General features: G+C 67.0%; 15 protein-coding genes. All 15 read right to left on the reverse strand.

Translation table 11 applies throughout. The annotated features are described in order from the left end of the window. Nucleotides 1–3: 3 nt before the first annotated feature. The 15 genes from ACZ7MG_RS09340 to secE all read right to left on the reverse strand — a co-directional run bounded on the left by ACZ7MG_RS09340 (nt 4) and on the right by secE (nt 21,455). Nucleotides 4–3,057 (reverse strand): glycosyl hydrolase 115 family protein, encoded by a 3,054-nt coding sequence (locus ACZ7MG_RS09340; RefSeq protein ID WP_471385644.1) that lies wholly within the window; start codon nt 3,055–3,057, stop codon nt 4–6. 231 nt (nt 3,058–3,288) lie between these two features. Next, nucleotides 3,289–4,482 (reverse strand): elongation factor Tu, encoded by a 1,194-nt coding sequence (tuf, locus tag ACZ7MG_RS09345; RefSeq protein WP_033528329.1) that lies wholly within the window; start codon nt 4,480–4,482, stop codon nt 3,289–3,291. 155 nt (nt 4,483–4,637) lie between these two features. Continuing rightward, the gene (fusA, locus tag ACZ7MG_RS09350; protein ID WP_318810798.1) at nt 4,638–6,764 is read right to left on the reverse strand and encodes an elongation factor G; all 2,127 of its coding nucleotides are present in this window, start codon (nt 6,762–6,764) and stop codon (nt 4,638–4,640) included. 39 nt (nt 6,765–6,803) lie between these two features. Next, entirely contained in the window at nt 6,804–7,274 is a 471-nt protein-coding gene (rpsG, locus tag ACZ7MG_RS09355) for a 30S ribosomal protein S7 (protein ID WP_005481264.1), read from the reverse strand. 2 nt (nt 7,275–7,276) lie between these two features. Beyond that, complete coding sequence (rpsL, locus tag ACZ7MG_RS09360; protein WP_003948652.1) at nt 7,277–7,648, reverse strand: 30S ribosomal protein S12; 372 nt, start codon at nt 7,646–7,648, stop codon at nt 7,277–7,279. 518 nt (nt 7,649–8,166) lie between these two features. After that, nucleotides 8,167–8,649, reverse strand: a complete 483-nt coding sequence (locus ACZ7MG_RS09365) for a DUF1707 and DUF4190 domain-containing protein (RefSeq protein ID WP_471385642.1) — start codon at nt 8,647–8,649, stop codon at nt 8,167–8,169. A 224-nt stretch (nt 8,650–8,873) separates the two neighbouring features. Then, a complete protein-coding gene (locus ACZ7MG_RS09370; RefSeq protein WP_471385325.1) occupies nt 8,874–12,773 on the reverse strand; it encodes a DNA-directed RNA polymerase subunit beta' in 3,900 nt (1,299 codons plus the stop codon). A gap of 94 nt (nt 12,774–12,867) precedes the next feature. Beyond that, nucleotides 12,868–16,353, reverse strand: a complete 3,486-nt coding sequence (rpoB, locus tag ACZ7MG_RS09375) for a DNA-directed RNA polymerase subunit beta (RefSeq protein ID WP_471385323.1) — start codon at nt 16,351–16,353, stop codon at nt 12,868–12,870. Nucleotides 16,354–16,949: 596 nt separating this feature from the next. Further along, on the reverse strand, nt 16,950–17,333 hold the full coding sequence (gene rplL / locus ACZ7MG_RS09380; protein WP_086755350.1) for a 50S ribosomal protein L7/L12: 384 nt from the start codon (nt 17,331–17,333) through the stop codon (nt 16,950–16,952). 120 nt (nt 17,334–17,453) lie between these two features. Further along, the gene (gene rplJ / locus ACZ7MG_RS09385; RefSeq protein ID WP_471385321.1) at nt 17,454–17,984 is read right to left on the reverse strand and encodes a 50S ribosomal protein L10; all 531 of its coding nucleotides are present in this window, start codon (nt 17,982–17,984) and stop codon (nt 17,454–17,456) included. 418 nt (nt 17,985–18,402) lie between these two features. Continuing rightward, nucleotides 18,403–18,597 carry a hypothetical protein gene (locus ACZ7MG_RS09390; RefSeq protein WP_471385319.1) on the reverse strand — a complete coding sequence of 65 codons (195 nt, stop codon included), beginning with the start codon at nt 18,595–18,597 and terminating at the stop codon, nt 18,403–18,405. 187 nt (nt 18,598–18,784) lie between these two features. Then, complete coding sequence (rplA, locus tag ACZ7MG_RS09395; protein ID WP_005481289.1) at nt 18,785–19,510, reverse strand: 50S ribosomal protein L1; 726 nt, start codon at nt 19,508–19,510, stop codon at nt 18,785–18,787. A 99-nt stretch (nt 19,511–19,609) separates the two neighbouring features. Then, nucleotides 19,610–20,044 carry a 50S ribosomal protein L11 gene (gene rplK, locus ACZ7MG_RS09400; protein ID WP_033528316.1) on the reverse strand — a complete coding sequence of 145 codons (435 nt, stop codon included), beginning with the start codon at nt 20,042–20,044 and terminating at the stop codon, nt 19,610–19,612. Between the two features lie 177 nt (nt 20,045–20,221). Then, nucleotides 20,222–21,091, reverse strand: a complete 870-nt coding sequence (gene nusG, locus ACZ7MG_RS09405) for a transcription termination/antitermination protein NusG (RefSeq protein ID WP_471385317.1) — start codon at nt 21,089–21,091, stop codon at nt 20,222–20,224. A 76-nt stretch (nt 21,092–21,167) separates the two neighbouring features. After that, nucleotides 21,168–21,455 (reverse strand): preprotein translocase subunit SecE, encoded by a 288-nt coding sequence (gene secE, locus ACZ7MG_RS09410; protein ID WP_033528314.1) that lies wholly within the window; start codon nt 21,453–21,455, stop codon nt 21,168–21,170. Nucleotides 21,456–21,562: the final 107 nt, after the last annotated feature.

The raw sequence follows: 21,562 nt of genomic DNA on the forward strand, positions 1-21,562 counted from the left end.
TTCTCAGATCCGGCGGCTCTCCAACGGCCCCAGATACGTCGGCGTCAACCCACCCACATCGATCACCAGCCGCTGCAACACCACCGTCGGGTCGACCATCCAGAACGTCAGCCGGTGCGTCCCGGGCCCGGCGACCGCGTGCCGGGTCGCCGTCACGTTCACGTTGTCCGAGGTGTTGCGCGCCCACTGCTTGTTCATGAGCCCGTCGTCGGCCCCGGTGGCGGCATGGATGTCGACCACCCGCGGCTCCCCGTCGCCGAACGACACCGCGTACCGCAGCCCGCCCGTCGCGAGCGCCGGGTTGCGCGGCGAGACATACGCCCAGACGGTCACCTCGTCCACGGCCGACAGGACGCCGACCTCGTACTCCAGGCGCGGCCCGGCCCCACCCGGCGTCTGCCGGGCCGCCGTCACCGGCCACGGGGTCACCCCCGCGCCCGTACGCCCGATCCGCTCGATCCGGCGCCAGCGCACGCGCCCGTCGGGCGCCCCCACCGCCCGCGCGTAGCGCTCCGCGTCGATCGCCACATACCCGCCCGCCTCGACGAACCCCCGCAGCCCGCGCACCTCCCGCGCCGACGGCTTCTCGGCGACGGCCTTCACGGTCACCGAGGCCCCCGCCCCGGTCACGGTCAACGAACCCTCGGCACCCCCCGCCGGCACCCGCCCCCAGTCCACCCGGACACCCACCCGCACCTGCTCCTCGACCCGCCCCCGCGACCGCTCCACCACCAGCCACGGCACCGAGGCCTCGATCCGGTACGTGAAGGGCGTACGCCCCCGGTTGAAGATCTCCACATACTGCTGGGGCCGCGTCTGATACGGACTGAACACCGGCAGAACGGCTTCCTTCACCGAGTCCGGCCACCACTCCCCGGAGTCCTCGGAACCGTCGACCGCCACCCCCAGCCCCGCCCCCTCCGGCACCTCGATCCGCCGTACCTTGGGGAAGATCTCGTCCGGGAGGGCCACGTTGTCCTTCTCCGGCTGCTGCCACCCGGCGTTGGGGCCGTAGCGCTCCACGTCCCCGTACCCGATGTGCGGCTGGGTCTGGAAACCCCGCCACTTCCCGCCCGCCACCTCGGAGTTGAAGCGATCGGCCAGGGCGAAGTCCCGCTGGAGCCCCGCCTCGGCGGCCGCCGCCCGGCCGTTCGTCGCGGCCCGGCCCTGCCGCGCGTAGAGCAGGTTCTCGAACTCGGCCGCGCGCAGCCCGTACAGGTTCGCCGTCGCCAGCACCGCGTACCCGACCAGCTCGAACCACGCGTCCTGAGCGGCGGCCGGCAGCCGCCTCCCCACCCGCTCGGCCCGCTTCGCCAGCGCCCGCCACTCCTGCGTGACCCGCTCCAGCTCCCGGTGGCCGAAGTAGAAGGGCGTCTCCTGATCGTCGTAGACGACCTCCCCCGCGCCCCCGGCCAAGGTGATCCGCCGATTCAACAGCTCCGGCTTACGGCGGGCCTGGAGCTGCCCGTACGCGCTCAGCGCCTCGGCGATCTCCCCGGCGACGGCCTCCCCGAAGTTCTGCCGGGCGAACCCGCGCTCCCACTCCGCCAGCTCCTCCAGCCCCCAACGCCCGGTGTTCCAGGCGAAGTTCAGGAAGAACTCGGTCGGCAGCTCGTTCCCCTTGAGATCACCGACGTTCACCACCCACAGCCCGTGGTTGCCGTAGGCGGCGGCCTCGTGCAGCTGCTCCCACAGATTCGCCAGGTTCGCGGTGTCGACCCACTTGTAGTTGCGCCCGACCCCGACGTAGTCGAAGTGGTAGTACAACCCGTAACCCCCAGGTCGTACGGGCTCCCCCGGGTCCGGATGCTTACGGATGTTCCCCCAGTTGTCATCCGTGAGGACCACGGTCACATCGTCGGGCGCCCGCAGCCCCCGGTCCCAGTACCGCTGGACCTCCTTGTAGAGGGTCCACACCTGCGGGGTCTCCGACGCCGGGCGACCCGTCTCCTCCTCGATGATCCGGCGCTGGGCCGTGATGATCTCCTGCATCAGCTCGATGCCGTCGCCGTCGGGGAGGCTCGTGTCGCCGTTCCCGCGCATCCCGAGCGTGACGACACCCTCGAAGTCCTGCTCCACCATCCGCCGGACGCCGTCCCGCCAATAGGCCCGGATCGCCTCGGCGTTCCGGCGGTACGACCACTCCCCGGTGCCCCCGTAGGGGTCCCGCCCGGGGGTCACGACGTTCCCGGCCGCGTCCCGGACCGCCGGCACCGCATGCCGGTTCCACTCCTCGATCCCCCGCATCATGGGCGCCTCGTGAGACGTGCCCATGACAACCCCGTACTCGGTCGCCCGCGCGTGGTTCTCGGGGTCGTCCTCGGCGAAGGCCCGCCCCCACACCGCCGGCCAGACGTAGTTCCCCTTCAGCCGCAGCAGGACCTCGAAGACCTTGGCCCAGAAGTCCGCGGTGAAGCCCCCGGGGTGCCCCGGCGCCTTCCCGGGCCCGAAGTACGCCGGGGCCCACGTCCCGAGCGCCGGGTTCTCGTCGTTGATGAAGATCCCCCGGTACTTCACGGACGGCGTCCCCTGGCTGAAACGGCCGGGCCGCACGTACACCGCCTTCCGCCGGACCGGCGGCACATCGTCCCACCAGTACCAGGGCGAGACACCGAGGCCGTACGAGACGTCGTACGCCCCGAAGATCGTGCCGCGCGGATCGCTGCCCGCGACGACGAAGGCCCGCTCGACCCCGGGCATCGGCCGCTCGACGACCGTCTGCAGCGAGGTCTCCCACTTGCCCCGCACCCCGTCGACGTCCAGCTTCCCGGCGGCGATCAGCCCGTCGATCAGCGGACTCCGCCCGATGGTCCCCACCAGCACGACCTCGGCCGCCATCGCACTCCCCGGCCGCACCCCCGTCACCCGCTCGATGTCGCCCCGCAGATCCCCTGCGACCCGTACGACTCCGGGGTGATCCTCGGGGTCGACCACCACCGGGACCCCGACCAGCGACATGGCTCCGCCAGTGAAGGAGACATAGGCGCCGGGATCCGTGAGCCGTATCCCGGAACCCTCCGTGTCCGCCCGCGCGACCCCGGAGAGCACGGGCAGCATCGGCAGCGCGACCGCCCCCGCACTCGCTCCCAGCAACGCCCTACGCCCGACGCTCCACGCCATGACACAGCCCTCCACCCGAATTTGGTCAGCGGCATGACAAATGGTGAGGGGAGTGGCCCATGAGGGGAATGGGTCATCACCGTCGAATAGTTTCGGAACGACGAAAGGGCCCGTACGACCGAAGTCGTACGGGCCCTCTCAGGTCAGATGACCCTCAAGCGAGTGGACTCACTTGTTGATCTTGGTGACCTGGCCGGCGCCCACCGTGCGGCCACCCTCACGGATGGCGAACTTCAGGCCCTCTTCCATGGCGATGGGCTGAATGAGCTCAACCTTCATCTCCGTGTTGTCGCCGGGCATGACCATCTCGGTGCCCTCGGGGAGGGTCACAACGCCCGTCACGTCCGTCGTACGGAAGTAGAACTGCGGACGGTAGTTGTTGAAGAACGGCGTGTGGCGGCCACCCTCGTCCTTGGACAGGATGTAGGCCTGGGCCTCGAACTCGGTGTGCGGCGTGACCGAACCGGGCTTGATGATGACCTGGCCGCGCTCGACGTCCTCGCGCTTGATGCCACGGAGGAGCAGACCGACGTTCTCACCGGCCTGGCCCTCGTCGAGCAGCTTGCGGAACATCTCGATGCCGGTGACCGTGGTGGTGGTCTTGTCCTGCTTGATACCGACGATGTCGACGGTCTCGTTGACCTTGAGGACACCACGCTCGATACGACCGGTGACGACGGTGCCACGACCGGTGATCGTGAAGACGTCCTCGATCGGCATCAGGAACGGCTTGTCGACGTCACGCTCGGGCTGCGGGATGTTCTCGTCGACGGCCTTCATCAGGTCGAGGACGGACTGGCCCCACTCCTTGTCACCCTCAAGGGCCTTGAGCGCCGAGACCTTGACGACCGGCAGGTCGTCGCCCGGGAACTCGTACTCGGAGAGCAGCTCACGGACCTCGAGCTCGACGAGCTCCAGGATCTCCTCGTCGTCCACCATGTCGGCCTTGTTCAGGGCGACGACGATGTACGGAACGCCGACCTGGCGGGCCAGGAGCACGTGCTCCTTGGTCTGCGGCATCGGGCCGTCGGTGGCGGCGACAACGAGGATGGCGCCGTCCATCTGCGCCGCACCCGTGATCATGTTCTTGATGTAGTCCGCGTGACCGGGGCAGTCGACGTGGGCGTAGTGACGGGTCTCCGTCTGGTACTCGACGTGCGCGATCGAGATCGTGATACCGCGCTGACGCTCCTCGGGAGCCTTGTCGATCTGGTCGAACGCCGAGGCCTCGTTCAGGTCCGGGAACGCGTCGTGCAGCACCTTGGTAATGGCGGCCGTGAGGGTCGTCTTACCGTGGTCGATGTGACCGATGGTGCCGATGTTGACGTGCGGCTTAGTCCGCTCGAACTTCGCCTTCGCCACGGGGGTCCTCCTGGGAGTGGTTCTGGAACGCCTTGCTTCATCGGCGCCAGGTGATCTTTGCTGGAAAGTCCGGGTCCTTGGGCAAACACCCGTGTTCGCGGGTGTTTGCCCCCTGAGGCTCCGGAGTCAAGCCTAAAGCGTGTGGACGCGGTGCGTTACTCGCCCTTGGCCTTCGCGATGATCTCCTCGGCGACGTTCCGCGGAACCTCGGCGTAGGAGTCGAACTGCATCGAGTAGCTTGCGCGACCCGAGGTCTTGCTGCGGAGGTCTCCGACGTAGCCGAACATCTCCGAGAGGGGCACGAGGCCCTTCACGACGCGGGCACCGGCCCGCTCCTCCATGGCCTGGATCTGACCACGGCGGGAGTTGATGTCGCCGATGACCTCACCCATGTAGTCCTCGGGCGTGGTGACCTCGACGGCCATCATCGGCTCAAGGAGCACGGGGGACGCCTTGCGCGCGGCCTCCTTGAAGGCCTGCGAACCGGCGATCTTGAAGGCGAGCTCGGAGGAGTCGACCTCGTGGTAGCCACCGTCGATGAGCGTGACGCGGACGCCCGTCATCTCGTAGCCCGCGAGGATGCCGAACTGCATGGCCTCCTGCGCACCGGCGTCCACCGAAGGGATGTACTCCTTCGGGATACGGCCACCGGTGACCTTGTTCACGAACTCGTACGAGGCGTCGCCGCCCTCGATCGGCTCGATCGCGATCTGCACCTTGGCGAACTGGCCGGTACCACCAGTCTGCTTCTTGTGCGTGTAGTCGACGCGCTCGACGGCCTTGCGGATCGTCTCGCGGTAGGCGACCTGCGGCTTGCCGACGTTGGCCTCGACCTTGAACTCACGGCGCATACGGTCGACCAGCACCTCAAGGTGCAGCTCGCCCATACCACCGATGATGGTCTGGCCGGTCTCCTCGTCCGAGTGGACCTGGAAGGAGGGGTCCTCCTCCGCGAGACGCTGGATGGCGACACCCAGCTTCTCCTGGTCACCCTTGGACTTGGGCTCGATGGCGACCTGGATGACCGGCGCCGGGAAGTCCATGGACTCCAGGATCACCGGCTGCTTGTCGTCGCACAGCGTCTCACCGGTCGTGGTCTGCTTCAGACCCATCACGGCGATGATGTCGCCGGCGCCCACCGACTCGATCTCCTCACGCTTGTTCGCGTGCATACGGTAGATCTTGCCGATGCGCTCCTTCTTGCCCTTGACGGAGTTCAGCACGGCGGTGCCGGACTCCAGGCGGCCCGAGTAGACCCGGACGAAGGTGAGCTTGCCGAGGTGCGGGTCGCTCATGATCTTGAACGCCAGCGCGGACAGCGGCTCGTCGTCGGACGGCTTGCGCTTGACGACCTCCTCCGGGTCGTTGACGGCGTGGCCCTCGATGGCCTCGACGTCAAGCGGGGTGGGGAGGTAGCGCACGACCGCGTCGAGCAGGGGCTGAACGCCCTTGTTCTTGAACGCGGTGCCACAGAACACCGGGGTGACGGTGACGCCGTCGGACTTGCCGGACGCGATGGTGATGCGACGGATCGCGGCGTACAGCTGCTCCTCGGTGGGCTCCTGGCCCTCCAGGAACAGCTCCATGATCTCGTCGTCGTTCTCCGCGACGGCCTCGACCAGCTTGCCGCGGTACTCCTCGGCGGCCTCGGTGTGCGTGGCCGGGATGTCGACGACGTCGTACATCTCGCCCTTGGCGGCCTCGGCGGACCACACGAGCGCCTTCATGCGGACCAGGTCCACAACGCCCTTGAAGTCCATCTCGGCGCCGATCGGCAGCTGCATGACGAGCGGGACGGCGCCCAGGCGGCTGGAGATCATGTCCACACAGCGGTGGAACTCCGCGCCCGTACGGTCCAGCTTGTTCACGAAGCAGATGCGCGGCACGCCGTAACGGTCGGCCTGACGCCACACCGTCTCGGACTGCGGCTCGACACCGGCGACACCGTCGAACACCGTGACGGCACCGTCGAGCACGCGGAGCGAACGCTCCACCTCGACCGTGAAGTCGACGTGACCCGGGGTGTCGATGATGTTGATCGTGTAGTCGTTGTCCTCGAGCGGCCAGTGACAGGTGGTGGCAGCAGAGGTGATCGTGATGCCACGCTCCTGCTCCTGCTCCATCCAGTCCATGGTGGCGGCGCCGTCGTGGACCTCACCGATCTTGTAGCTGACGCCGGTGTAGAAGAGGATCCGCTCGGTGGTGGTCGTCTTGCCCGCGTCGATGTGGGCCATGATCCCGATGTTGCGGACCCTGGCCAGGTCAAGTGAAGTGGTAGCCATAAGGCTTCAGTCTTCTCTCGGTCTCGATGGGGGTAGCGACTACCAGCGGTAGTGCGCGAAGGCCTTGTTGGACTCGGCCATCTTGTGGGTGTCCTCGCGCTTCTTCACAGCGGCACCGAGGCCGTTGGAGGCGTCGAGAAGCTCGTTGAGCAGACGCTCGGTCATGGTCTTCTCGCGACGGGCGCGGGAGTAACCGACCAGCCAGCGCAGCGCGAGCGTGTTGGCACGACCGGGCTTGACCTCGATCGGAACCTGGTACGTCGCACCACCGACACGGCGGGACTTGACCTCGAGGGTCGGCTTGATGTTCTCCAGCGCGCGCTTCAGCGTGATGACCGGGTCATTGCTGGTCTTCTCGCGCAGGCCCTCCATGGCGCCGTACACGATGCGCTCGGCGGTGGAGCGCTTGCCGTTCAGCAGCACCTTGTTGATGAGCGACGTGACAAGAGGAGAACCGTAGACCGGGTCGATGATGACCGGGCGCTTCGGGGCGGGGCCCTTACGAGGCATTCTTACTTCTCCTTCTTGGCGCCGTAGCGGCTGCGGGCCTGCTTGCGGTTCTTGACACCCTGGGTGTCAAGCGAACCGCGGATGATCTTGTAGCGAACACCGGGCAGGTCCTTCACACGGCCGCCGCGCACGAGCACGATGGAGTGCTCCTGCAGGTTGTGTCCCTCACCCGGAATGTAAGCGGTGACCTCGATCCCGCTGGTCAGACGCACACGCGCGACCTTACGCAGGGCCGAGTTCGGCTTCTTCGGGGTGGTCGTGAACACACGCGTGCAGACGCCACGACGCTGGGGCGAACCCTCGAGTGCGGGCGTCTTGTTCTTCTCGACCTTGTCCTGCCGGCCCTTACGGACCAGCTGCTGGATCGTAGGCACTACTTCTCCGGTTTCTGTGTGCCGAATGGTGAAGCTAACCTGGAACATTCGCCGACCCACGCGGTCGGGTGTGTCGAAACTGCTGAACTCCCGCCGCGAGGCAGAAAGGGCGCAGAGTACGGCGGCCGCTTACGGCTCCCCCTGTGCGGTTGAAGGCACGCACGAGAGCCAGGGCACACCCCAGGCACAAGGTCTGAGCGTACCTACCTCATTCGCTACGGTCAAAACAAATGGGCGGGCGGGGGTTTAGACACCGAGCGCCCACACGGCGGAAGCACCGTCTTCTACGCCCCCACACCCCTGCCGAACTCCCCGCGCGCCACCCCGCGGACGCCCCCACGCCACGCTCCGGCCACCGCCCTCCGGCACCGGGCTCGTGTCGGCCTCCGGGTGCCGCTCTGCCGACCCGGTGGTGCCGCGACACCACCGAGCCGCCTCAGGCCCCCTCGCGGACGCCGAGGGGGCCCTACCCGCCTCCTACGCCCTCCTGAGGGCCGCGCGCGGCCGGCCGAGCGGCGTCAGCCGTTCGCCGACACCTCCAGCAGCGCGATGAGGGTCAGGAACGCGGCCCAGCCGGCCACGGAGAGCCAGCCGAGGATGATGCCGGCGAGGGCGAAGCCGTCGCCACCCTCGCCCGTGCGCTTGATCTCGGCGCGGGCGGTGTGCCCGAGGATGACCGCCGGAATACCGGTGAGCCCCATCGTCATCGTCGTCAGGACGCCGCACACCATGGCGCCCACGGCCTTGCCGTTGGTGACCGGCGGCGGCAGCGGGACCGGCATGAACGTCCTCGGCACCGGCGCGCCCATCATCGCGGTCGGCTGCATCGAGGACGGGCCCTGCGGCAGGTCGGCGACGAGCAGGGACAACTCCCCCACGGTCCGCGCCTGATAGGCCCGCTCCACACGCCGCTCGTACTCGTCCTGCGGAAGGCGGCCCTCACTGAAGCCCGCCTTGAGGACATCGACGGCACGCTCACGGTCGGCATGGGCGGCGAGCATCGAGGGGCTACTGCCCTGCGCCTGCTGCTGCCAAGGGATCGGCTGCCACGACGGGTTCGACACGAGAAACACTCCCCCGGACTGGTTGTTCCTCCATGATGCTCCAACGCACAACCCACAGCACCGGTTCCCGCACCGGTTCTGTTGCGGTTCTGCTACCGCGGGGTACGCCGAAGGGCGGTCACCCCGCACGAAGCGAGGTGACCGCCCTTCACAAGCGACTACTACTGGTTGTACGGACCGTAGTCGTAGTCCTCCAGCGGGACGGCCTGGCCGGAGCCCGTGCCGAACGGCGAGTAGTCGATGTCGTCGTAGCCGACGGCCGAGTACATCGCAGCCTTGGCCTCCTCGGTCGGCTCCACCCGGATGTTGCGGTAGCGGGACAGACCCGTACCGGCCGGGATGAGCTTACCGATGATGACGTTCTCCTTGAGGCCGATGAGGCTGTCGGACTTGGCGTTGATCGCCGCGTCCGTCAGGACTCGGGTCGTCTCCTGGAAGGAGGCGGCCGACAGCCAGGATTCCGTCGCCAGCGAGGCCTTGGTGATACCCATCAGCTGGGGACGACCGGAGGCCGGGTGACCGCCCTCCTGGACCACACGACGGTTCTCGGTCTCGAACTTCGAGCGCTCGACCAGCTCACCGGGCAGCAGCTCGGCGTCGCCGGACTCGATGATCGTCACACGGCGGAGCATCTGCCGGATGATGATCTCGATGTGCTTGTCGTGGATCGACACACCCTGCGAGTTGTAGACCTTCTGGACCTCGCCGACCAGGTGGACCTGGACGGCACGCTGACCCAGGATGCGCAGCACGTCGTGCGGGTTGGTGGCACCCACGGTGAGCTTCTGGCCCACCTCGACGTGCTCGCCCTCGCTCACCAGCAGACGGGCGCGCTTCGAGATCGGGAACGCCGTCTCGTCGCTGCCGTCGTCCGGCGTGATGACGATCTTCTTGGTCTTCTCCGTCTCCTCGATGCGGACGCGACCGGCCGCCTCGGAGATCGGCGCGACACCCTTGGGCGTACGGGCCTCGAAGAGCTCGACGACACGCGGCAGACCCTGCGTGATGTCGTCACCGGCCACACCACCGGTGTGGAAGGTACGCATCGTCAGCTGGGTACCGGGCTCACCGATGGACTGGGCGGCGATGATGCCGACCGCCTCACCGATGTCGACCAGCTTGCCGGTGGCCAGGGAGCGGCCGTAGCACATGGCACACGTGCCGACCTTGGACTCACAGGTCAGGATCGAGCGGGTCTTGACCTCCTCGACACCGTGGTGCACGAGCTGGTCGATGAGCACGTCGCCCAGGTCCACGTTGGCCGGCGCGATCACCTTGCCGTCGATGACGACGTCCTCGGCGAGCATGCGGGCGTAGACGCTGGTCTCGACGTCGTCCGTCTTGCGCAGGACGCCGTCCTCGCCGCGGACGGCGATCTTCAGCTTCAGACCGCGCTCGGTGCCGCAGTCCTCCTCGCGGATGATGACGTCCTGCGAGACGTCCACCAGACGACGGGTCAGGTAACCCGAGTCGGCGGTACGCAGGGCGGTGTCCGCCAGACCCTTACGGGCACCGTGCGTGGAGATGAAGTACTCCAGCACGGACAGGCCCTCACGGAAGGACGCCTTGATGGGACGCGGGATCGTCTCGTTCTTGGCGTTCGACACCAGACCACGCATACCGGCGATCTGACGCATCTGCATCATGTTTCCGCGGGCACCCGAGTCGACCATCATGAAGATGGGGTTCGTCTTCGGGAAGTTCGCGTTCATCGCCTCGGCGACCTCGTTGGTCGCCTTGGTCCAGATCGCGATGAGCTCCTGCGTGCGCTCTTCCTTGGTGATCAGACCGCGCTCGTACTGCTTCTGGACCTTCTCGTCCTGCGCCTCGTACCCGCGGACGATCTCCTTCTTCGCCTCGGGAACGACGACGTCGGAGATGGCCACGGTGACACCGGAACGGGTCGCCCAGAAGAAGCCGGCCGCCTTCAGGTTGTCGAGCGTCGCCGCCACGATGACCTTGGGGTAGCGCTCGGCCAGGTCGTTGACGATCTCGGAGAGCTGCTTCTTGCCCACCGAGTAGTCGACGAACGGGTAGTCCTCGGGCAGCAGCTCGTTGAAGAGCGCGCGGCCCAGCGTGGTCTTCAGCCGGAAGCTGTCACCCTGCTGCCACTCCGGCTCGCCCTCCTCGCGCTCCGGCGGGGTCCAGCCGCGCGGCGGGATGGTGCCCACCGGGAAGCGGATGTCCACCGCGGACTGCAGCGCCAGCTCGTCGGCGTCGAACGCCATGATCGCCTCGGCCGTGGAGGCGAACGAACGCCCCTCGCCCTTGGTGTCACGCAGTTCACCGTCGGTGGTGAGGAAGAACAGACCGAGGACCATGTCCTGGGTCGGCATCGTCACCGGACGGCCGTCGGCGGGCTTGAGGATGTTGTTCGAGGACAGCATCAGGATGCGGGCCTCGGCCTGCGCCTCCGCGGAGAGCGGCAGGTGCACGGCCATCTGGTCACCGTCGAAGTCCGCGTTGAACGCGGTGCAGACGAGCGGGTGGATCTGGATGGCCTTGCCCTCGACCAGCTGCGGCTCGAAGGCCTGGATGCCGAGGCGGTGCAGGGTGGGCGCACGGTTCAGCAGCACCGGGTGCTCGGCGATGACCTCTTCGAGGACGTCGTACACCACGGTGCGGCCGCGCTCGACCATCCGCTTGGCGCTCTTGATGTTCTGCGCGTGGTTGAGGTCCACGAGCCGCTTCATCACGAACGGCTTGAACAGCTCCAGCGCCATCGCCTTCGGCAGACCGCACTGGTGCAGCTTCAGCTGCGGACCGACGACGATCACGGAACGCGCGGAGTAGTCCACACGCTTGCCGAGCAGGTTCTGACGGAATCGACCCTGCTTGCCCTTGAGCATGTCGCTCAGGGACTTCAGGGGCCGGTTACCGGGGCCCGTCACCGGGCGACCACGACGACCGTTGTCGAACAGCGCGTCGACGGCCTCCTGAAGCATGCGCTTCTCGTTGTTGACGATGATCTCGGGAGCACCAAGATCCAGAAGCCGCTTCAGACGGTTGTTCCGGTTGATCACACGGCGGTACAGGTCGTTCAGGTCGGAGGTCGCGAAGCGGCCACCGTCCAGCTGCACCATCGGGCGAAGGTCCGGCGGGATGACCGGCACGCAGTCGAGCACCATGCCCTTGGGGCTGTTGCTGGTCTGCAGGAACGCGGAGACGACCTTGAGGCGCTTGAGCGCACGGGTCTTCTTCTGGCCCTTGCCGGTACGGATGATCTCGCGGAGGCGCTCGGCCTCCTCGTCCAGGTCGAAGGACTCCAGGCGCTTCTGCAGCGCCGCGGCGCCCATCGAACCGTCGAAGTACGTGCCGAAGCGGTCACGCAGTTCGCGGTAGAGGAGCTCGTCGCCCTCCAGGTCCTGGACCTTGAGGTTCTTGAACCGGGTCCACACCTCGTCGAGACGGTCGATCTCGCGCTGCGTACGGTCGCGCAGCTGCTTCATCTCCCGCTCGGCGCCTTCGCGCACCTTGCGGCGCACGTCGGCCTTGGCGCCCTCGGCCTCCAGCTCGGCCAGGTCGGTCTCGAGCTTCTTGGCGCGGGCCTCCAGGTCGGCGTCCCGGCGGTTCTCGATCTGCTGCCGCTCGACGGAGACATGCGCCTCCAGCGAGGGCAGGTCACGGGTGCGGCGCTCCTCGTCGACGTACGTGATCATGTACGCCGCGAAGTAGATGACCTTCTCCAGGTCCTTCGGGGCGAGGTCGAGCAGGTAGCCCAGCCGCGACGGAACGCCCTTGAAGTACCAGATGTGGGTGACAGGAGCGGCCAGCTCGATGTGGCCCATCCGCTCACGGCGCACCTTGGCGCGCGTGACCTCGACGCCACAGCGCTCACAGATGATGCCCTTGAAGCGGACACGCTTGTACTTGCCGCAGTAGCACTCCCAGTCCCGGGTCGGACCGAAGATCTTCTCGCAGAAGAGTCCGTCCTTTTCGGGCTTGAGCGTGCGGTAGTTGATCGTCTCGGGCTTCTTGACCTCGCCGTGGCTCCACTGACGGATGTCGTCAGCGGTGGCCAGACCGATCCGGAGCTCGTCGAAGAAGTTGACGTCGAGCACTATGCGTCAATCCCTCTCAGGGTTGTAAGTCATGGGGTCTGATACGGGGGTCCTGGGGCCGGACGGGCTCTGAGTGAGCCCGTCCGGACTCCCGTCAGACCTCTTCGACGCTGCTCGGCTCGCGCCGGGACAGGTCGATGCCAAGCTCCTCCGCTGCGCGGAAGACGTCCTCGTCGGTGTCGCGCATCTCGATGGACATGCCGTCCGAGGACAGCACCTCCACGTTGAGGCACAGGGACTGCATCTCCTTGATGAGGACCTTGAAGGACTCGGGGATGCCGGGCTCAGGGATGTTCTCGCCCTTGACGATGGCCTCGTAGACCTTCACGCGGCCGGTCACGTCGTCGGACTTGATGGTCAGCAGCTCCTGGAGGGCGTACGCGGCGCCGTAAGCCTCCAGCGCCCACACCTCCATCTCACCGAAGCGCTGGCCACCGAACTGGGCCTTACCACCCAGCGGCTGCTGGGTGATCATCGAGTACGGGCCGGTCGACCGGGCGTGCAGCTTGTCGTCGACCAGGTGGTGGAGCTTGAGGATGTACATGTACCCGATGGAGATCGGGTCCGGGAACGGCTCACCGGAGCGGCCGTCGAACAGCCTCGCCTTACCGGTCGGCTGCACCATGCGCTCGCCGTCGCGGTTCGGGATGGTGTGCTGGAGCAGACCGGCCAGCTCGTCCTCGCGGGCACCGTCGAAGACCGGGGTCGCGACGTTGGTGCCGGGGGCGACGGAGTCGGCGCCGATGACCTGCAGACGCTTCGCCCAGTCCTCGCCGAGACCGGAGACGTCCCAGCCGCGGCTGGCGAGCCAGCCGAGGTGGATCTCCAGCACCTGTCCCGGGTTCATTCGGGACGGCACACCCAGCGGGTTGAGGATGATGTCGACCGGGGTGCCGTCCTCCAGGAACGGCATGTCCTCGATCGGCAGGATCTTCGAGATGACGCCCTTGTTGCCGTGACGGCCGGCGAGCTTGTCACCGTCGGTGATCTTGCGCTTCTGCGCGACGTACACCCGGACCAGCTGGTTGACGCCGGGCGGCAGCTCGTCGCCCTCCTCGCGGTCGAAGACGCGGACGCCGATGACCTTGCCGATCTCGCCGTGCGGCACCTTCAGCGAGGTGTCACGGACCTCACGGGCCTTCTCGCCGAAGATCGCGCGGAGCAGGCGCTCCTCGGGGGTCAGCTCGGTCTCACCCTTGGGCGTGACCTTGCCGACGAGGATGTCACCGGCGACGACCTCGGCACCGATACGGATGATGCCGCGCTCGTCGAGGTCGGCGAGGACCTCCTCGGAGACGTTCGGGATGTCCCGGGTGATCTCCTCGGGGCCGAGCTTGGTGTCACGGGCGTCGACCTCGTGCTCCTCGATGTGGATCGAGGAGAGGACGTCGTCCTGCACGAGGCGCTGCGACAGGATGATCGCGTCCTCGTAGTTGTGACCCTCCCACGGCATGAACGCCACGAGCAGGTTCTTGCCCAGGGCCATCTCGCCGTTCTCGGTGGCCGGACCGTCGGCCAGGACCTGGCCCTCGATGATCCGGTCGCCCTCGTTGACGATGACCTTCTGGTTGACCGAGGTGCCCTGGTTGGAGCGGGCGAACTTGGCCAGGCGGTACGTGATGTACGTGCCGTCGTCGTTGGTGGTGGTGATGTAGTCCGCGGAGACCTCCTGGACCACACCCGCCTTCTCGGCCTTGACCACGTCGCCGGCGTCGACGGCGGAGCGGTACTCCATGCCGGTGCCGACGAGCGGGGACTCGCTCTTGATGAGCGGCACGGCCTGACGCATCATGTTCGCGCCCATGAGGGCACGGTTGGCGTCGTCGTGCTCCAGGAAGGGGATCATGGCGGTCGCGACCGACACCATCTGGCGCGGCGAGACGTCCATGTAGTCGACGTCGTCACCGGGGACGTAGTCGACCTCGCCGCCACGGCGGCGGACCAGGACGCGGTTCTCGGTGAAGCGCATGCCGTCGTCGAGCGTGGCGTTGGCCTGCGCGATGACGAACCGGTCCTCTTCGTCGGCCGTGAGGTAGTCGACCTCGTCGGTGACGACACCGTCGGTGACCCGGCGGTACGGCGTCTCCACGAAACCGAACGCGTTGACGCGCCCGTAGGAGGCGAGCGAGCCGATCAGACCGATGTTCGGGCCTTCGGGCGTCTCGATCGGGCACATACGGCCGTAGTGCGAGGGGTGCACGTCACGGACCTCGAAGCCGGCCCGCTCACGGGAGAGACCACCGGGGCCAAGAGCCGACAGACGGCGCTTGTGGGTGAGACCCGACAGCGGGTTGTTCTGGTCCATGAACTGCGACAGCTGGCTGGTGCCGAAGAACTCCTTGATGGAGGCGACGACCGGCCGGATGTTGATCAGGGTCTGCGGCGTGATCGCCTCGACGTCCTGGGTCGTCATGCGCTCGCGGACGACACGCTCCATACGCGCCAGACCCGTACGGACCTGGTTCTGGATGAGCTCGCCGACGCTGCGCAGACGACGGTTGCCGAAGTGGTCGATGTCGTCGGTCTCGACGACGATCGTCTGGCCGTTGTCCGCGGCCGTCTCGGTCTCGCCGGCGTGCAGCTTCACCAGGTACTTGATCGTCGAGATGACGTCCTCGACGGTCAGGACGCCCGCGTCGAGCGGAGCCTCCGCACCCAGCTTCTTGTTGACCTTGTAGCGGCCGACCTTCGCGAGGTCGTAACGCTTGGGGTTGAAGTACAGGTTCTCAAGAAGCGTCTGCGCGGCCTCACGCGTGGGGGGCTCGCCCGGACGCAGCTTGCGGTAGATGTCGAGCAGCGCGTCGTCCTGCCCCTGGGTGTGGTCCTTCTCCAGGGTGGCGCGCATGGACTCGTACTCGCCGAACTCCTCCAGGATCTGCTCGGTGGTCCAGCCGAGTGCCTTGAGGAGGACGGTCACGGACTGCTTGCGCTTGCGGTCGATGCGCACACCGACCATGTCGCGCTTGTCGATCTCCATCTCCAGCCAGGCACCCCGGGACGGGATGATCTTGGCGGAGAAGATGTCCTTGTCGGACGTCTTGTCGATGGAGGAGTCGAAGTAGACACCGGGAGAGCGGACCAGCTGCGACACGACGACACGCTCGGTGCCGTTGATCACGAAGGTGCCCTTGTGGGTCATGAGCGGGAAGTCGCCCATGAAGACCGTCTGGGACTTGATCTCACCGGTCTCGTTGTTGGTGAACTCGGCGGTGACGAAGAGCGGGGCCGCGTACGTGAAGTCACGGTCCTTGCACTCGTCGATGCTGTTCTTCGGCGGCTCGAAGCGGTGGTCGCGGAACGTCAGCGACATCGACCCGGAGAAGTCCTCGATCGGGGAGATCTCCTCGAAGATCTCCTCCAGACCGGACTTGGTGGGGACGTCCTGTCCGTTCTCCAGAGCCTCCTCGACCCGACTCTGCCAAGCGGTGTTGCCGAGCAGCCAGTCGAAGCTCTCGGTCTGCAGCGCGAGCAGGTTGGGAACCTCGAGAGGCTCCTTGATCTTTGCAAAAGAGATGCGCAGCGGGGCAGTGCTGGCGGCGGGGTTCGTATTCGAGGTCGAGGCGTTGCGCGAGGCGGCCAAGAGGGGGTCCTTCCGAGGGCTCGGACTCACTACGCGCGTACCGGCCCCTCTTATGCGCAAAGAGAGCAGGCTGTTCCTGATCTGACCAAAAGGCCAGGTCGGAAATGGTCTGTTCGTCGATGCTCAAGCGAGGGCATGCCCCTGGTGACGGGCAGGGGACAGCTAACAGGCAGCGCAAAGGGTCAGTGTAGCCACTTGGCACACTGATGTCCAGTGCGGGTTTTTTGACACCCTCGTTGTTCTCGACACCTACGCAAGCCCACGCCCTCAATGCACGTTGATACTGCCCTCTTCGCCGTCGATCCATGCCTCGGAGTTCGGATCGGTGTGACGACGCGTCCTGAGAATTGCGCGCTGCGTGCAGTTCGTCAAGGCCCCTCATGCCCGACCCCGGTGCCGCGATCGTCACTCGCGGCTCGTCACCTGGGGCGTCGGAGGCACAACGAAGATCACCATACTCGTCGCCACCGACAGTGCAAGGCAGCCGTCGCTCGACGTCCCGGAACGCCGAAGGGCGACCACCCAGTTGGGTGATCGCCCTTCAGTGCGTTCGCGTTACAGCTTCGAACGAGTTTTTGCGACTCGTCCGAGAGGTGTTACTTGACCTCGACGGAGGCGCCGGCGGCCTTGAGGGACTCGGCAGCCTTCTCCGCGGCCTCCTTGGCGACCTTCTCGAGAACGGGCTTCGGGGCGCCGTCCACGAGGTCCTTGGCCTCCTTCAGGCCCAGCGAGGTCAGCTCACGCACGACCTTGATGACCTGGATCTTCTTGTCGCCGGCGCCGGTGAGGACGACGTCGAACTCGTCCTGCTCCTCGACGGCCTCAGCGGCGGCGGCCGGGCCGGCGGGGCCGGCAACGGCGACGGCCGCGGCGGCGGTGACGTCGAACTTCTCCTCGAACGCCTTCACGAACTCGGAGAGCTGGATGAGGGTCATGCCCTCGAACTCGGCGAGCAGTTCGTCCTGGGTGAGAGCCACGATGGCTTCCTTCCACTTATTCGGCTGGTGCCGGGGTGTACATGTCTGGCGGGCGTACGACGGCCCGCTACGACCACTCCCCGAGGCGGGCTGCCTCAGGCGGCGGTCATTTCGCGAGCCGAGTTACTCGGCACCGCCCTGCTCTTCTTGCTTGGCACGGAGCGCGTCCACGGTGCGGACGAGCTTCGAGGGAAGCGCCTGGAAGAGCTGCGCAGCCTGGGACTGCTTGCCCTTGAAGGCACCCGCCAGCTTGGAGAGCAGAACCTCGCGGGACTCGAGGTCCGCGAGCTTCTTGATCTCGTCGGCGGACAGCGCCTTGCCGTCAAGGACACCGCCCTTGATGACGAGGTTCGGGTTGTCCTTGGCGAAGTCACGAAGACCCTTCGCCGACGTCACCGGGTCACCGGTGATGAAGGCGACCGCCGTCGGACCGTTGAACAGGTCGTCGAGCGTCGAGATCCCGGCCTCGTTGGCCGCAATCTTGGTCAGCGTGTTCTTCACCACGGCGTACTGGGCGTTCTCACCGAGCGAACGACGCAGCGTCTTGAGCTGCGACACGGTGAGACCCCGGTACTCGGTCAGCACGGCGGCGTTCGAGCTACGGAACTGCTCCGTGAGCTCGGCCACCGCGGCAGCCTTGTCGGGCCTTGCCATAGAGCGTCGGCCTCCTTCCGGGTGATGAGGACCGCTCGGAAGGGGCTGGGGGAAAACGAAACGCCCCGGCGCAGGCGCTCGGGGCGTGGCTCGACCGGACGAATCCCGTACGACGACGGAACCGGACCAGGAGCAACTTCCACAGTCACCTGCGCGGGTCGTCCGCAGTTTCAGCGGATCCTTCGGCCACCGCGCCCTCTCACGAGCACACGGCAACGACCAGCGGTCTTTGGCTTCTCGGGAAGCGTACGGGACCGCATCCCCGTCAAGCAAATCCGCCCCCGGCCACCGCCACTCGGGTCAGGTCGAGCGGGCCTCCCTCGACGATGCGCCCCTCTACCAGTGCGCAGGTCCCAGAGATCCATGGTGAGCGTCTCCTTGATCTCCAGCGCCGCCCGGCCGTGGCTGTCCCCCGATGTCAGCTCGCCGGCAGCCGGCTCAGCAGGTCCGACGAGTCGGCGCCCCCGGTGGACCGGTCCGCGAGCCTCAGCGCCGCGAACGGATCGCCGTCGCCCTCACCCGGGTCCGGGGCCCCACAGCCCGCCAAGCCGGTCAGCGCGGCCGCCACCGCGAACGCCAGGACCGTACGACGCCACCCGCGCGTGCTGGTCATCCGTCCCCACCCCCCAGGGGGCCCGCAGTGCCCCGCACCACCCCAGAGCAGCACACTCGGGCGCGTCCGGACACCCGTATGCCGAAAAGGCCCCGTACGCCGCAAAGGGACGAGCCCCGTACCTCGGAAGGTGCGGGGCTCGTCCTCGGGCTGTGCGACCGCGACGCGGCTGCCGTGAGCGTCAGGCTCAGACGGCGGCCGGGTCCTCCTCGACGAGGAGGTTGCGGGTGCGGTTGGAGTCGATCGGGATGCCGGGGCCGATCGTGGTGCTGAGGGCGGCCTTCTTGATGTAGCGGCCCTTGGCGGCCGACGGCTTCAGACGGAGGATCTCCTCCAGCGCCGCGGCGTAGTTCTCCACCAGCTTGGTGTCGTCGAACGACGTCTTGCCGATGATGAAGTGCAGGTTCGAGTGCTTGTCGACGCGGAACTCGATCTTGCCGCCCTTGATGTCGTTGACGGCCTTCACGACGTCCGGGGTCACGGTGCCGGTCTTGGGGTTCGGCATGAGACCACGGGGACCGAGCACGCGGCCGAGGCGGCCGACCTTGCCCATGAGGTCCGGGGTGGCGACGACGGCGTCGAAGTCCAGACGGCCCTTCGCCACCTCGTCGATCAGTTCGTCGGAGCCGACGATGTCGGCGCCGGCGGCGGTCGCGGCCTCGGCACGGTCACCGGTCGCGAAGACCAGGACCCGGGCGGTCTTACCGGTGCCGTGCGGGAGGTTCACGGTGCCACGGACCATCTGGTCGGCCTTGCGCGGGTCGACACCCAGACGGAAGGCGACCTCGACGGTGCCGTCGAACTTGGAGGTGGAGGTCTCCTTGGCGAGACGGACGGCCTCGAGCGGGGCGTAGAGCTTGTCCCGGTCGACCTTGGCGTCCGCAGCGCGGAGAGCCTTGCTGCGCTTGCTCACAACTGCTCCTGTGTGTTCTGAAAGGAGTCGTGGTGTACGGGCCGAGCAGGCCCTACCACGTGCGGCTCCGTGAGCCGCATGGTTCTACGAAGGTGGGGTTCAGCCCTCGACCGTGACGCCCATGGAACGCGCGGTACCGGCGATGATCTTCGCGGCGGCGTCCAGGTCGTTGGCGTTGAGGTCGGGCATCTTCGTCGTGGCGATCTCGCGGACCTGCGCCTCGGTGATCTTGGCGACCTTGGTCTTGTGCGGCTCGCCGGAGCCCTTCTCGATACCCGCGGCCTTGAGGATCATCTTGGCGGCCGGGGGCGTCTTGGTGACGAAGGTGAAGGAGCGGTCCTCGTAGACCGTGATCTCCACCGGGATGACCCACCCGCGCTGCGACTCGGTCGCGGCGTTGTAGGCCTTGCAGAACTCCATGATGTTGACGCCGTGCTGACCGAGCGCGGGGCCGACCGGCGGAGCCGGGTTGGCCGCGCCGGCCTGGATCTGGAGCTTGATGAGCCCCGTGACCTTCTTCTTCTTGGGAGGCATTACTCTCCGGGTCCTTTCGATTCGAGTGCGCCCTCATCCGGTTCGCGGCCAGATGAAGGCATACCGCACAACGATAGCGGGTATAGATGCGCGGCTAAAAACCGGGCAGGTCAGGCTGGCTGAGAGAGCCGACCTGACCTGCCCGGAAGCGATGAGTCCAGTAGGAACCGGCTGAGGCTAGTTCTTCTGGATCTGGTCGAACGACAGCTCGACCGGGGTCTCGCGGCCGAAGATCTCAACGAGACCCTTGACCTTCTTCGAGTCCGCGTTGATCTCGTTGATCGTCGCCTGCAGCGTGGCGAACGGGCCGTCCGTGACGGTGACCGAGTCGCCGACCTCGAAGTCCAGCACCTGGACCTCGACCTTGCGGGCGGGCGCCGGCTTGCCCTCGGCCTCGGCGGCCTCACGGGCGGCCTTCTCCTCGGCCTCCGGCGCGAGCATCTTGACGATCTCGTCCAGGGTCAGCGGGTACGGGTCGTAGGCGTTGCCCACGAAGCCGGTGACGCCGGGGGTGTTGCGGACGACGCCCCAGGACTCGTTCGTCAGGTCCATGCGGACCAGGACGTACCCGGGAAGCTTGTTCTGGCGGATCGTCTTGCGCTCGCCGTTCTTGATCTGCGCGACCTCTTCCTGCGGCACCTCGGCCTGGAAGATGAAGTCCTCGACGTTCAGCGAGACGGCACGCTGTTCGAGGTTGGTCTTCACGCGGTTCTCGTAACCGGCGTACGTGTGGATGACGTACCACTCGCCGGGCAGGGTCCGCAGTTCCTCACGCAGGGCCTCGACGGGGTCGACCGGCTCGGTCTCCTCCTCGACGGCCTCTTCGGCGGCGTCCTCGTCCTCGGAGTCCTCGTCCTCGTCGTCGGAGTCGTCCTCGACGTGTACGGCCTCTTCCTCGGCCGGCTCCCCCGCCTCGGCATCGGCAGCCTCGAACTCGTCGGCCCCGTCCTCGGAGTCCGCGCCCTCGACGATGTCGAGCTCGTCATCCACGGACTCGGCACCTTCACCGCGAGGCTCCATGGCGTCCTTCAGGTTCGGGTCAGACACGTGGCTGCTTCTTCCTAGATCATGGGGGTGGAACACGCGAAAGGGGCGCCAGGTTACGGCGCCCTTCGCTTTCGGCTCAGCCGAAGACGTACTTGGCGGCCTTGTCGAGGCCGAAGTCAATCACAGTGACGAGACCGATCATGATGACGACGAAGACGATGACCACCGTGGTGTAGGTCGTCAGCTGGGAGCGGGTGGGCCAGACGACCTTCCGCAGCTCCGCGACGATCTGGCGGTAGAAGAGCGCGAGGCGCTTCAGCGGGCCCTTCTTGGCACGCTTGCCGCCCTTGCGGGTCTTCTTCTTGTCCTCGGGCACCTCGTCCTGGGCATCAGGCGTGTCGATGGAGCCCACGGCGTCCGTCATTCATCCTCACCTGATTCCGGTCCGGGTCGTGGCCGTGCCGCGCCCGGTCTGAGCCGCACGGCGGAACATTGCTGTACGTACATGCGCACACATCCTGGCGTGAGGAG

Source organism: Streptomyces sp. NPDC107538 (assembly GCF_055657445.1).